Origin of the sequence: Gemmobacter aquarius (assembly GCF_003060865.1) — a bacterium.
Classification (GTDB): Bacteria; Pseudomonadota; Alphaproteobacteria; order Rhodobacterales; family Rhodobacteraceae; genus Paragemmobacter; species Paragemmobacter aquarius.
The window spans coordinates 1929422-1941720 of sequence record NZ_CP028918.1 but is presented as its reverse complement, the minus strand read 5'-3'; the positions used below and the strand labels follow the sequence as shown (position 1 = coordinate 1941720).

Sequence of the window (12299 nt, the reverse complement as noted above, 5' to 3'; positions counted from 1 at the left end):
CGACCACTCCCTTCATTTTCTGTCGAAAAATATCCCACGGGGGGTGCGGGGGGTGTGAAACCCCCCGCTCCTCCAGATCACACCAGAACCGCGCCTTTGGCGCCGATCACCCCTTGGGTATCGGCATCGCCCAGCAGCATCTCGTTATGCGGCTTGCCGCTCGGGATCATCGGGAAACAGTTTTCGTGCTTTTCCACGAGGCAATCAAAGATCACCGGCCCGTCATAGCGCAGCATCTCCATGATCGCATCGTCCAGATCCTTGGGGTCCGAACACTTCAACCCCTTGCAGCCGAAGGCTTCCGCCAGTTTGACGAAATCGGGCAAGCTTTCCGACCAGCTTTGCGAATAACGCTCGCCATGCAGCAATTCCTGCCACTGGCGCACCATGCCAAGCCGCTCGTTGTTCAGGATGAACTGCTTGACCGGCGCGCGGAACTGCATCGCCGTGCCCATCTCCTGCATGTTCATCAGCCACGACGCCTCGCCCGCCACGTTGATCACCACCGCCTCGGGATGCGCGATCTGCACACCGATGGATGCGGGCAACCCGTATCCCATCGTCCCCAAACCGCCGCTCGTCATCCAGCGGTTCGGTCCCTCGAAGCCGAGGTATTGCGCCGCCCACATCTGGTGCTGGCCCACTTCGGTCGTGATGTAACGGTCCATCCCTTTGGTCAGGGCTTCCAGCCGCTCAAGTGCGTATTGCGGTTTGATGACCTTGTCCGAGTTCTTGTAGCTCAGGCATTTCACAGCGCGCCATTCGGCGATCTGCTTCCACCATTTGGCCAGCCCGCCCTGATTGGTCTTCGATCCGCGCTCTTTCCAGACCGCCAGCACATCGGCAAGCACCGTGCCCACATCGCCCACGATCGGAACATCCACGCGGATCACCTTGTTGATCGAGGACGGGTCGATATCGATATGCGCCTTGCGCGAGCGCGGGCTGAAATCCGCGATCCGCCCCGTGATGCGGTCATCGAAGCGCGCGCCGATGTTGATCATCAGATCGCAGCCGTGCATCGCCAGATTGGCCTCGTAAAGCCCGTGCATCCCCAGCATCCCGAGCCAGTTCTTGCCGCTCGCCGGATAGCAGCCCAGCCCCATCAGGGTCGAGGTGATCGGAAAATCGGTCGCAGCCACCAGCTCGCGCAGCAAACGGCTCGCCTCGGGGCCCGAGTTTATCACGCCGCCGCCGGTATAGAACACCGGCCGCTCGGCGGTTTCCATCATCTCGACCAGACGCAGCACCTGCTCCATGTCGCCCTTGCGGCGCGGCTGGTAATGCGACGCCTTGGTCAGCTCCTTCGGCGTATAGGTCGCCGTGGCAAACTGCACATCTTTCGGAATGTCGATCAGCACCGGACCGGGGCGGCCCGACATCGCCACGTGAAACGCGGTATGGATCGTCGCCGACAGGTCAGCCGTGTCCTTGACCAGCCAGTTGTGCTTGGTGCAAGGCCGCGTGATGCCGACCGTATCGGCCTCCTGAAAGCCATCGGTCCCGATCATGAAGGTCGGAACCTGGCCGGTCAGCACCACCAGCGGGATCGAATCCAGCAGCGCATCGGTCAGCCCCGTCACCGCATTGGTCGCACCGGGACCCGATGTCACCAGCACCACGCCGGGTTTACCGGTCGAACGTGCATAACCCTCGGCCATATGCACCGCACCCTGTTCGTGGCGCACAAGGATGTGGCGGATGTCGTTTTGCTGAAAGATCTCGTCATAGATCGGCAGCACCGCACCGCCGGGATAGCCGAAAACCACTTCGACCCCTTGGTCTTTCAACGCCTGCACCACCATGCGGGCGCCGGTCATGATCTGTGCCTTGGTCGCTGTCGTGGTCATAATCTCTTCCTCTCGTCGGGTCCCATCCGGACCCCTTCGCGCAACAAAAAGCCCCCGGTTTTCAGTCGGGGGCGCATGGGAACCATATGGTCAGCGTTACCGCCCCATGCGCCGTTTCCTTACTTCTACAAGAATGCCGGACACCGCCGCCCCCTTGGTAAGCCAAAACCTGTCTCTGGCGGGAAACTAGGGTGGCACCTTGCGGGCGTCAACCGCAAAAACGCATCTAAAGTGTCGCAGGGCGGCCTAAAATTGAAGCTTTCTTTCTTTCTGACATCTATTCGCGCAATCTTCGCAAATTGCGCGTCTGTGCGCGGGGTCTGTGCGCGGGGTCTGTGCGCCTGGCCGACTCGCCCCGACGCTTGGCACAGGAGCGTTCAGCGGCTACATGCTGTCGGCAAGACAAAGCCGGTCCCTCCGGCGCGTAACCCCAAGGAACCTGCCATGAAACTGTATTACTCCCCCGGTGCCTGCTCGCTCGCCTCGCATATCGTTCTGGCCGAAACCGGCAAACCCTTTGCCATCGAACGCGCCGACATCCGTGCCAAGAAAACCGAGACGGGCGCCGATTTCCTTGGCATCTCCCCGCGCGGCGCCGTGCCTGTCCTCGAACTCGACGATGGGCAGATCCTCGGCGAGGGCGTGGCGATCATGCAATACGTGGCCGACAGCCTGACCCCCGGTGCGCTTCCCGCCGCAGGCACGCTGGACCGCGCCCGCCTGCAAGAACTGCTGAACTTCGTTTCGACCGAGGTGCACAAGACCTATTCGCCCTTCTTCCGCGGGTTGGAAGGCGCGGCACGCGATGCCCAGATCGCGCTTCTGGACAGCCGCTTGAAACTGGTCGAAGACCGCCTCTCCGATGGCCGCGAATGGCTTTTGGGGGGCAGTTTCACCCCCGCTGATGCCTATCTCTTTACCGTTACCAACTGGTCGGGCAGCCTCAAGCATGACCTGTCCGCCTTTCCGAACCTGAACGCATGGCGCGCCCGCGTCGCGGCCCGTCCGGCAGTGCAGTCGGCGATGAAGGCCGAAGGTTTGATCAAGTAACCATCGGGGCGGGGCCATGGCGGTCCCGCCTTACACCGCCGGTTGGATCAGGTCCCAGCGGTTGCCGAACGGATCGCGCCAGACGCAGACGCGGCCATAAGGCTCGGTCCTGACCGGCTCTTCGAACACGACCCCCGCCGCCTCCATCCGCTTGCGGTCGCGGGCCAGATCATCGGTCGTCAGGAACAAAAACACCCGCCCGGCCCCCTGCGCGCCGATGGCCGCGCGTTGCGCCGCGCCTTCGGCCCGTGCAAGCACCAGCCGCGCCCCGCCCCCCGGCGGAGTGACCGTCACCCAGCGCTTTGCGCCCACCGCGATGTCTTCGGTCAGCGAAAAGCCCATGATATCGACGAAAAAGCGGATCGCGGGGTCATAATCAGGCACCACCAGCGCCACAGCAGACAGAACGCCGCGGCTCATTCCCGCGGCGGGGTGCGCGTGTCGGGCAGGTTGATCCGCGCCACCTGTTCGGCAATCGGATCGACCGACAGGGGGTGCAACTCGGCCTTGTGGTCCGCCGGATCGCCCAGATCCTGCCAGCGCCCGCCCTTGTAGATTTCCAGCGCCGGAAAGCCCGCCTTGTAGCCCATCTTGCGGCTGCCGGGCACCCAATAGCCCAGATAGACATAAGGCAAGCCCGCCTCGCGCGCGATGGCGATATGGTCGAGGATCACGTAAGTGCCCAGAGACAGGTCGGCCAGATCGGGGTCGTAAAAGCTGTAGACCATGCTCAGCCCGTCATCGAACACATCGGTCAGGCAGACGGCGGCCAAGGGGCGCCCGCGTTCGCCCAGACCGGGGGGGCGGGTGTATTCGATCACACGGCTCTTGATCGGGGTTTCCTCGATCATCGCGGCGAATTCGAAGATATCCATATCGGCCATCCCGCCATCGGCATGGCGCGTGTCGAGATAGCGGCGGAACAGGCCGAACTGTTCCTCGGTCGCCCAAGGGCTGGTCGCATTGCGGCGCAACCCCTCGGCCTTTTTCAGCACGCGCTTGTGGCTGCGGCTGGGGATGAAATCGGCCACGCGGATGCGGGCCGACAGGCAGGCCGAACATTCCGCGCAGGACGGGCGGTAAAGTACGTTCTGGCTGCGGCGGAAGCCCTGCTTGGACAGCGTGTCGTTCAGCTTTTGCGCGTGCTCGCCCTGCAGCGCCGTGAACAGCTTACGCTCCATCCGCCCGTCCAGATACGGGCAGGGCTGCGGGGCCGTCACATAGAATTGGGGCGCTATCGGAAGGGTGTGCCGCATCAGCCGTTCATGCGTGGAATAAGGATTTCAGTCAGGTCCGGCCCTTACCCTAGCAAGCCTCACGCCCCCCGCCAAGCGGCGAGTCGCCCCGCCGCCCGCTTTCAGTACCGGAAAATCCCCTTTGGAGTCATCCCGCCCTGTTGATCGCGACCGACCCGAGCAGCATGTCCGACAACCCCTGACCCCGCTGCGACAGGCACATCAACCCGACCGAGATCACCTGCGGCAGCACGAAGGCCATCGACAGCGTATAGCCCAGCGTATGGGCAAAAGCCGTGCCCGCGTCGAAGCGCATGCCCGTGCGGTCCAGGAATTCGATCCCCAAAAGCCGCATCCCCCATGTCGCCGACCGCCCCGAAAGCGTGACCCAGCGGTAGACGAACCCCACCGTCAGCCACAATAGCGGCAGGAAGAACAGCGCGGTAAAGGCGGTGAACAGCGTGACCACGGCGACGATCAGTGTCACGAAGATCGTATCGACAACCCATGCCAGCGCGCGTTTCGGCACGACACCGTCGTAAAAGGCGGCATGGCGGTCGGGGTCGGGCAGGGCGTGGTCAAAACTCATGGGCTGATACATGGGAAGCGGTCCTCGTGGCGTAAAGGGGGGCGGCACAACGCCGCCCCCGAAAGATCAGTTGTCCGAACGCGGTGCTTCATCTTCGGCCCGCGCCTTGCGGCTGCGGTCTTCCATGAAGCTGTCGAATTCCGACTTGTCCTTTGCCTCGCGCAGGCGCTGCAAGAACCCTTCAAAGGCGGCCTGCTCGTCTTCCAGACGGCGCAGGGTTTCTGCCTTGTAGGCGTCGAAAGCGGTGTTGCCCGAGGAATTGTAGACGCGGGTGGCGCCCCAACTCATGCGGGCGGCAGACGAGCGGCAAGACCTGTTGAACATGCGTTTGCTCCAGATGACATAGGCAAGGATGGCAAGGCCGACAGGCCAGACGAAGATGAAGCCGAGGACCATGGCCGCGATCCACGCGGGCTTGCCCCGGTCATCCAGCCAGCCGACAGCCCGGCGCGGCAAGGACATGATCCCGCCCGTGATCGGAGGGGTCTGGGTCGTGTAGCTCATCGGCGGTGTCTCCCCGTTTTGATGATGTAAATCTGTTTCACATGCCAAGAGATGCGTATGGCAACGGCCCGCTGCAAGGGCCAATGTTAAAATAATTCACATCGCGGTTTCATCTTGCCTGATCGTGCCCGGCTTCGTCTCGCACGTCTGTTCATCCCCCCGCGCGGCACTTCCCATTTGGAAAACCCCAATGGCAAGACGCAGACAGGGCAGGGGTGGTTGACCGCGCCCCGCCCGCACCGCATCAATGCGCCATGACCAACACCGCCCGGACCTTCGCCGCCCGCCTGACCCGCGCCCCGCTTGCCGATGACGCAGCTGTCGCCGCCGATATCGCAGCGCAATTCTCCGACCTGCCGCCCGCTCTGTCCGGCCTGCTGGCCGCGACCGCCGGATGCAGCCCCTTTCTGCGCGATCTGATGCAGCGCGAAGGTGACTGGCTGCGAAACGCCCTGTCAGCCGCGCCCGAGGCGGCTTTCGACGCCCTGCTGGCCGATATGTCGGCCGCGACGCCCGACCAGCTTTCCGATGCGCTGCGCCTTGCCAAGCGGCGGGCGGCGCTGTTCACGGCACTTTGCGATCTGGGCGGTGTCTGGCCTTTGGAGCAGGTCACTGGCGCCCTCACGCGCCTTGCCGATCTGGCGGTCGATCTGTCCATCAAGACCGGCGTGGCCGAGGAAATCCGCCGTGGCCGCCTGCCCGGTGCGACCCCCGACGACATCGCCACAGCGGGCGGCATGGTGGTGCTTGCCATGGGCAAGATGGGGGCTGGGGAGCTGAACTATTCCTCCGACATCGACCTTGTCTGCCTGTTCGACGAAAGCCGTTACAAAGGCGTGGAACACGAAGCCCGCGCCTCGTTCATCCGTGTCACCCGCCGCATGACGGCGCTTTTGTCCGACCTGACGGCAGGTGGCTACGTCTTCCGCACCGACCTGCGCCTGCGCCCCGATGCGGCGGTAACCCCCGTCTGCATGTCGATGGCGGCGGCGGAAAGCTATTACGAAAGCGTCGGGCGCACTTGGGAACGCGCCGCCTGTATCAAGGCGCGACCCTGCGCGGGCGATCTGGCGGCGGGGGCGCGGTTCCTCAAGACGCTGGTGCCTTTCGTCTGGCGCAAGCATCTCGATTTCGTCGCGATTCAAGACGCCCATGACATGCGCCTGCGGATCCGCGAACACCGCCAGTTGAACCGCGCCCTTGCCGTCGAAGGCCACGACCTGAAACTCGGTCAGGGCGGCATCCGCGAGATCGAGTTCTTCACCCAGACCCGCCAGCTTATCGCCGGCGGCCGCGATGCGACCCTGCGCGACCGCACCACGGTGGGCGGCCTGCGCGCCCTTGCCGCGCAACGCTGGATTCCGCAAGACGTGTGCGACGAGTTGGTCACGCTCTACCGCTCCCACCGCGAGGTCGAGCATCGCTTGCAGATGGTGCATGACGCCCAGACCCATACCTTGCCCACCATGGCCCCGGACATTGCCCGCATCGCCGCCTTTTGCGGCGAGGATGACGCCGCCTTCCGCAGCGGGCTTCTCGACCGTCTGACCCGCACCGACCGCCTGACCGAAGGCTTCTTCTCCCCTTCTGGCACAGCCGAAGCGGTGCCCGAACTCTCGCAAACCGCCCAAGCCATCGTGCAAGGCTGGGCCGCCTATCCCGCCCTGCGGTCCGACCGCGCCCAGCAGATCTTCCGCCGCCTGCGCCCCGCTTTCCTGACGCGCCTCAACCGCGCTGCCAACCCGGACGAGGCGCTCGTCGCTTTAGACGGCTTCCTGCGCGGCCTGCCCGCAGGCGTGCAGCTTTTCGCGCTGTTCGAAGCGAACCCCGCCCTGATCGACCTCATCATCGACATCGCTGCCACCTCGCCTGCACTCGCCCGATACCTGTCGCGCAATGCAAGCGTACTCGACGGGGTGATCGGCGGGTCGTTCTTCGCACCATGGCCGGGCGTTTCGGCGCTGGTGGCCGATGGTGCGGCCCGGATGGCCGAAGCACCCGACTACGAGGCGAAACTCGACGCCGCCCGCCGCTGGATGAAGGAATGGCACTTCCGCGTCGGCGTGCACCACCTGCGCGGCCTGATCGACGCCTTCGAGGCCGGCAAGATGTATGCCGATCTGGCCGAAGCGGTGATCGCAGCACTCTGGCCGGTGGTCGTGGCCGAGATGACGCGCAAGCACGGGCCCTTGCCGGGGCGCGGGGCGGTGGTGCTCGGCATGGGTTCACTAGGGGCTGCGCGGCTCAATGCAGGCTCCGACCTCGACCTGATCGTGATCTATGACGGGGCAGGGGCCGAGGCCTCGGATGGCCCGCGTCCGCTGGCGCTGCGCCCCTATTACGCAAGGCTGACGCAGGCCTTGGTGACCGCGCTGACCGCGCCGATGGCCGAAGGCAAACTTTACGATGTCGACATGCGCCTGCGCCCCAGCGGGCGGCAAGGGCCGGTGGCGACCGCGCTGGAAAGTTTCCGCAGCTATCAGGAAACCGAAGCCTGGACATGGGAACACCTCGCCCTGACCCGCGCGCGGCCGCTTGTGGGGGAGGCCCCGCTCCGGGCCGAACTGGAGGCCTTCCGCAGGACGCTCATGGCGACCAAGGGTCAGGGAGAGGCGGTACGGTCCGACGTCGCAGCGATGCGGGCGCGCCTGCAGGTTGCGAAACCGGCCAAAGGCTCGTGGGAGGCCAAGAACGGACCGGGGCGGCTGATGGATGTGGAACTGATGGCCGAAACACTTGCGCTTGTGTCGGCCAGCCCCGCGCGCGGGGTCGAAGCCCAGCTCAGGGCGGGCGGAAAGGCCTCTCACCTGTCGGATTCCGACCAGTCGGTCCTGACCGATGCCTATAGGCTGTTCTGGCGGGTGCAGGCTGCGGTGCGGCTGATCACCGAAGACACCGTCGATCCGGCCACCTTGGGCGAAGGCGCACGCGCCTTTATCTTGCGCGAAACGGGCATGGCGGATGCGGCATCGCTTGCGACATCGCTCGACGAAAGTGCAGCACGGGCGGCAGCGGTGATCGGAATGCTCCTCGGTGGAGCGGCAGATGGGGAGACGGGCGATGCGGATTGAAGAGGCGGACCCCAAGGGGCTGGTGCGCGAAAGCTACCGGATCGAGGGTATCACGCTCGGTGAATGCAAGTCGATCTTCGTCGACTGGGCGCTGAGCCTGCCGGTCGATGCGCCGATGAAGGACGCGCTGCGCGCCCTGATCGCGCATTATGCGACGGGGGCGCCTGACCATCCGATGAGCGGCGTGATGGAACAGGGGCTGCTCGCGCCCGACACCCCGAAGCGCAAAGGCGGACGCGCCGCCCGTGTCGGGCTGGCCTGACGTTTTCGGACGCGGAAAACGCCCAAATTCCTGACGCAGGAATTTTGCCCTGCATCGGGCGGCAGGGCGCAACGTCTGCCGCCGGAATTTGCGTCAAATTCCGCACCGATTTCTGCGTCAGAAATCGGCTCCGCGCAGCGCCTTGGCCTCGGCGGCAAGGCGGGTGATCTCGGCCCAGTCGCCGCGCAACATCGCGTCCTTGGGCGCGACCCATGAGCCGCCGACGCACAGGATCGTCTTCAACGCCAGATAATCGCCCGCGTTCTTCAGGCTGATCCCGCCCGTGGGGCAAAAGCTGACCTGTGGTATGGGCGAGCCGATGGATCTGAGGAAAGCCGCCCCGCCCGATTGCTCGGCGGGAAAGAACTTTTGCACCGTATAGCCGCGCTCCAGCAGCGCCATGATCTCGGATGCCGTCACGGCACCGGGCAGAAGCGGCAGCCCCTCGTCCTCGCAGGCCGCGATCAGCCGGTCGGTCGCACCGGGGCTGACACCAAAGGTCGCCCCCGCAGCCTTGGCCGCTTTCACATCGGCGGGCGTCAGAAGCGTGCCCGCCCCCACCACCCCGCCCGGCACTTCGGCCATGGCGCGGATCGCATCGAGCGCGCAGGCTGTCCGCAGCGTGACTTCAAGCGCGGGCAATCCTCCGGCCACCAGCGCCTCGGCCAAGGGCCGCGCATGGGCCAGATCGTCGATCACCAGCACCGGAACCACGGGGGCAAGGGCGCAAACGCGTCGGGCGGCGGCGCTTTGTTCGGCTGGGGTCATGGTTGCGGTCCTTTCATCGGGTCTTTCGCGGCACGGCCGGGGGTTTTGCACCCCCGGACCCCCGCAGGATATTTTCAGACAGAAAATGCGGCAGGGTCAGACGACAACGCCCGCGCCCTGATCGGAGGGCCCGACGTTGCGGCGGAACATCTCGAACAGCTCACGCCCCGTTCCGTAGCGGTTGCCGGTCAGGTCGGCAACGACCGGATCGCGGCTGGCGAAATCGGCTGCCAGCACCTCGAGCGTGCCCGCCACCGCGTCCAGACGCACCACATCGCCGTCGCGCAGACGGGCGAGCGGTCCGCCTGCCGCCGCTTCGGGCGAAACATGGATCGCCGCCGGAACCTTGCCCGACGCGCCCGACATCCGCCCGTCGGTGACCAGCGCGACACGCAGCCCGCGCTCTTGCAGGATCGAGAGCGTCGGCGTCAGCGAATGGAGTTCCGGCATCCCGTTAGCCTGTGGCCCCTGAAAGCGCACCACGACCACGGTGTCGGTCGTGAACTCGCCCCGCTTGAAGGCAGCCTTCACATCCTCCTGGTCGTGGAAGATGCGGGCAGGGGCCTCGATCACGTGGCGTTCGGGTGCGACAGCCGAAACCTTGATCACGCCGCGCCCCAGATTGCCCGACAATTGCTTCAGCCCGCCGGTCTTTGCAAAGGGATCGGTCGCAGGGCGCAGGATCTTGTCGTTCAGCGTGTGGGCCGCGCCGTCCTGCCAGACCAGCTTGCCGTCCTGCAACTTCGGCTCTTGCCGGTAAAGCGCAAGGCCATCGCCCGCCACTGTCTTGGCATCAGGATGCAGCAGGCCTGCGTCGAGCAATTGCCCGATCATATAGCCCAAGCCGCCCGCCGCGTGGAAATGGTTCACATCTGCCAGACCGTTGGGGTAAACCTTGGCCATCAGCGGCACCGCTTCGGAAATATCCGCGAAATCCTGCAGGTCGAGCAGCACGCCCGCCGCCCGCGCCATGGCGGGCAGATGCAGCACGAGGTTGGTCGACCCCCCCGTCGCCATCAGCCCGACCAGCCCGTTCACGAAAGCCCGCTCGTCAAGGATCTCGCCCACGGGGCGATAATCGTTGCCTTGCGCCGTGATCTCGGCCGCGCGGGTCACCGCGGCCACCGTCAAAGCCTCGCGCAGCGGCGTGCCGGGGTTCACGAAAGACGTGCCCGGCAGATGCAGCCCCATGAACTCCATCAGCATCTGGTTGGTGTTCGCGGTCCCGTAGAACGTGCAGGTGCCCGGCCCGTGATAGCTGGCCATTTCGGCCGCCATCAGCGCATCGCGCCCGATCTCGCCATTGGCATAGGCATTTCTGACCTTGGACTTCTCGTCATTCGGCAGCCCGCTCGTCATCGGACCTGCGGGCACGAAAATGCTGGGCAAATGGCTGAAGGTCGCCGCCGCGATGATCAGACCCGGCACGATCTTGTCGCAGACGCCAAGGAAAATCGCCGCGTCAAAGGTGTTGTGCGACAGCGACACGCCTGCCGCCAGCGCGATCACATCGCGCGAGAAGAGCGACAGCTCCATCCCCGCCTGACCTTGCGTGACCCCGTCGCACATCGCGGGAACCCCGCCCGCCACCTGCGCCGTTGCCCCCGCCGCGCGCGCGGCAGACCGGATCAGCGCAGGATAGGTCTCGAACGGCTGATGTGCCGAAAGCATGTCGTTATAGGCCGTGACGATACCGATATTGGGCACGCGCCCCGCCGCCATCGTCTCCTTGTCGGCCCCCATCGCCGCATAGGCATGGGCCTGATTGCCGCAAGCCAGATGCCCCCGCGCCGGCCCCGCGCTCGCTGCCCTGGCCATCCGCTCGAGATAGGCGCCCCGCACATCCTGCGATCGGGCGCGGATCCGGTCGGTGACGCGGGCTATGGTGGGGTGAAGCGTCATGGCGCTCTCCTTGGTCTGGTCGGCAGTCAGTTTGGCAGTCAGTTTGGCGGTCAGTTTGGCGGTCCGGTCGGCCGGTTGCGGCCGAGAGTCGGGTCAGGGCATTTCTATCAGATGTTGTTAGCGCTAACAACCCACAGGAAGCTGCCGCTTTTCACGCAATAAGTGTGTAAACATATGCTTACACAATCAGAGAATTGTTTCCAGCAGGTAGCAAATCACGAAAATACACTGCTTAATTCCTAATCAAGCCACAATTGATATCGATAAACCCAGACAAAGGGATGGGATTATTCTCGTAGGTCTGGATATGGATATGAAAAAGATAGCTCTCGCATTCGGCATAGCTCTTTTCCTGTCGGCATGCGCCGGAGGCGAGCCTGCGACCCGGTCGATCGGGGTCGAAGGGCTGACCATCGCCTCGCAGGGCGGGCCGATGCCGCAGCACGCGCCGCGCGTCCCGCCGCAAGGACCGGCGGTCATGGCAGCGAAATACGCGGTGCAGGATGTGCAGGTCGTCGTGCCCCGCACCTTGAAGGTTTCCGAAGCCAACACCTTCAAACCCCGCGCCGACATCGTCTGGCATGGCGACCCGACTGGCGACCGCTACGCGCAGGTCGGCGCGATCCTGATGGCCGCCGTGACCGATGCGACCATGCCGATGGTCGAAGGCCGCCCCGTCACGGTCGAACTGACCCTGACCAAGTTTCACGCCCTGACCGAAAAGACCCGCTACACCATCGGCGGCACGCACGAGTTGCGCTTCGACCTCGTGGTGCGCGATGCCGCGACCGGCGATGTGCTCGACGGTCCGCGCCGGATCGTGGCCGATACCAAGGGCACGGGCGGGGCGCAGGCCATCGCCGACGATGCGGCGGGTCGCACGCAAAAGGTCGTCATCACCGAACGTCTGGCGCAGGTCCTGCGCCGCGAGCTGTCGGCCCCCGTGACCGACCCGACCCTTGTCGCCCGCGCGCGCACCCAGTCGCTCGAACCGCTGATCCTGACGCGCTAAGTCCGCAGTTTTGCGCATCTGCGTTCTGGCCCCGATCCACGATCTGGCGTAAGGAG

General features: G+C 64.9%; 11 protein-coding genes. 4 read left to right on the top strand and 7 right to left on the bottom strand.

The genetic code is table 11. The features are described from left to right. Positions 1-77 precede the first annotated feature (77 nt). Positions 78-1850, bottom strand: coding sequence for an acetolactate synthase 3 large subunit (locus HYN69_RS09320; RefSeq protein ID WP_108435502.1), 1773 nt, complete (start codon positions 1848-1850; stop codon positions 78-80). A 444-nt stretch (positions 1851-2294) separates the two neighbouring features. Here HYN69_RS09320 and gstA point away from each other — a divergent pair, with 444 nt between their 5' ends. Next, positions 2295-2900 carry a glutathione transferase GstA gene (gene gstA, locus HYN69_RS09315; RefSeq protein ID WP_108435501.1) on the top strand — a complete coding sequence of 202 codons (606 nt, stop codon included), beginning with the start codon at positions 2295-2297 and terminating at the stop codon, positions 2898-2900. Positions 2901-2930: 30 nt separating this feature from the next. Here the strand turns inward: gstA and HYN69_RS09310 are convergent, their stop codons facing one another. The 4 genes from HYN69_RS09310 to HYN69_RS09295 all read right to left on the bottom strand — a co-directional run bounded on the left by HYN69_RS09310 (position 2931) and on the right by HYN69_RS09295 (position 5228). Next, positions 2931-3320 carry a VOC family protein gene (locus HYN69_RS09310; protein WP_108435500.1) on the bottom strand — a complete coding sequence of 130 codons (390 nt, stop codon included), beginning with the start codon at positions 3318-3320 and terminating at the stop codon, positions 2931-2933. Next, a complete protein-coding gene (locus tag HYN69_RS09305; RefSeq protein ID WP_108435499.1) occupies positions 3317-4156 on the bottom strand; it encodes an arginyltransferase in 840 nt (279 codons plus the stop codon). The genes HYN69_RS09310 and HYN69_RS09305 overlap by 4 nt, the downstream gene beginning before the upstream one ends. Positions 4157-4283: 127 nt before the next feature. Beyond that, positions 4284-4736, bottom strand: a complete 453-nt coding sequence (locus tag HYN69_RS09300; protein ID WP_230426360.1) for an RDD family protein — start codon at positions 4734-4736, stop codon at positions 4284-4286. A gap of 54 nt (positions 4737-4790) precedes the next feature. Further along, positions 4791-5228, bottom strand: a complete 438-nt coding sequence (locus HYN69_RS09295) for a DUF2852 domain-containing protein (RefSeq protein WP_174213612.1) — start codon at positions 5226-5228, stop codon at positions 4791-4793. A 254-nt stretch (positions 5229-5482) separates the two neighbouring features. Between HYN69_RS09295 and HYN69_RS09290 the strand changes: the two genes are divergently transcribed. Together HYN69_RS09290 and HYN69_RS09285 are read left to right on the top strand one after the other, a co-directional pair. Next, positions 5483-8299: a [protein-PII] uridylyltransferase family protein gene (locus HYN69_RS09290; RefSeq protein WP_108437123.1), complete on the top strand. Its 2817-nt coding sequence runs from the start codon at positions 5483-5485 to the stop codon at positions 8297-8299. After that, entirely contained in the window at positions 8289-8561 is a 273-nt protein-coding gene (locus HYN69_RS09285) for a hypothetical protein (RefSeq protein WP_108435498.1), read from the top strand. Before HYN69_RS09290 ends, HYN69_RS09285 begins: the two co-directional genes overlap by 11 nt. A 117-nt stretch (positions 8562-8678) precedes the next feature. On the opposite strand, the gene HYN69_RS09280 is transcribed toward HYN69_RS09285, so the two are convergent. Together HYN69_RS09280 and edd are read right to left on the bottom strand one after the other, a co-directional pair. Beyond that, a complete protein-coding gene (locus tag HYN69_RS09280) occupies positions 8679-9329 on the bottom strand; it encodes a bifunctional 4-hydroxy-2-oxoglutarate aldolase/2-dehydro-3-deoxy-phosphogluconate aldolase (RefSeq protein ID WP_108435497.1) in 651 nt (216 codons plus the stop codon). Positions 9330-9425: 96 nt separating this feature from the next. Continuing rightward, positions 9426-11231, bottom strand: a complete 1806-nt coding sequence (edd, locus tag HYN69_RS09275) for a phosphogluconate dehydratase (protein WP_108435496.1) — start codon at positions 11229-11231, stop codon at positions 9426-9428. A gap of 313 nt (positions 11232-11544) precedes the next feature. Here edd and HYN69_RS09270 point away from each other — a divergent pair, with 313 nt between their 5' ends. Next, positions 11545-12243: a DUF6778 family protein gene (locus HYN69_RS09270; RefSeq protein WP_159082413.1), complete on the top strand. Its 699-nt coding sequence runs from the start codon at positions 11545-11547 to the stop codon at positions 12241-12243. Positions 12244-12299: the final 56 nt, after the last annotated feature.

What these genes read in the sequence shown, in the direction of transcription:
- HYN69_RS09305 (WP_108435499.1), bottom strand. Translation starts at nt 4,156, where the DNA reads ATGCGGCACACCCTTCCGATAGCGCCCCAATTCTATGTGACGGCCCCG.
- HYN69_RS09295 (WP_174213612.1), bottom strand. Translation starts at nt 5,228, where the DNA reads ATGAGCTACACGACCCAGACCCCTCCGATCACGGGCGGGATCATGTCC.
- HYN69_RS09320 (WP_108435502.1), bottom strand. Translation starts at nt 1,850, where the DNA reads ATGACCACGACAGCGACCAAGGCACAGATCATGACCGGCGCCCGCATG.
- HYN69_RS09300 (WP_230426360.1), bottom strand. Translation starts at nt 4,736, where the DNA reads ATGTATCAGCCCATGAGTTTTGACCACGCCCTGCCCGACCCCGACCGC.
- HYN69_RS09280 (WP_108435497.1), bottom strand. Translation starts at nt 9,329, where the DNA reads ATGACCCCAGCCGAACAAAGCGCCGCCGCCCGACGCGTTTGCGCCCTT.
- HYN69_RS09270 (WP_159082413.1), top strand. Translation starts at nt 11,545, where the DNA reads ATGAAAAAGATAGCTCTCGCATTCGGCATAGCTCTTTTCCTGTCGGCA.
- HYN69_RS09285 (WP_108435498.1), top strand. Translation starts at nt 8,289, where the DNA reads ATGCGGATTGAAGAGGCGGACCCCAAGGGGCTGGTGCGCGAAAGCTAC.
- HYN69_RS09290 (WP_108437123.1), top strand. Translation starts at nt 5,483, where the DNA reads ATGACCAACACCGCCCGGACCTTCGCCGCCCGCCTGACCCGCGCCCCG.
- HYN69_RS09310 (WP_108435500.1), bottom strand. Translation starts at nt 3,320, where the DNA reads ATGAGCCGCGGCGTTCTGTCTGCTGTGGCGCTGGTGGTGCCTGATTAT.
- gstA (WP_108435501.1), top strand. Translation starts at nt 2,295, where the DNA reads ATGAAACTGTATTACTCCCCCGGTGCCTGCTCGCTCGCCTCGCATATC.
- edd (WP_108435496.1), bottom strand. Translation starts at nt 11,231, where the DNA reads ATGACGCTTCACCCCACCATAGCCCGCGTCACCGACCGGATCCGCGCC.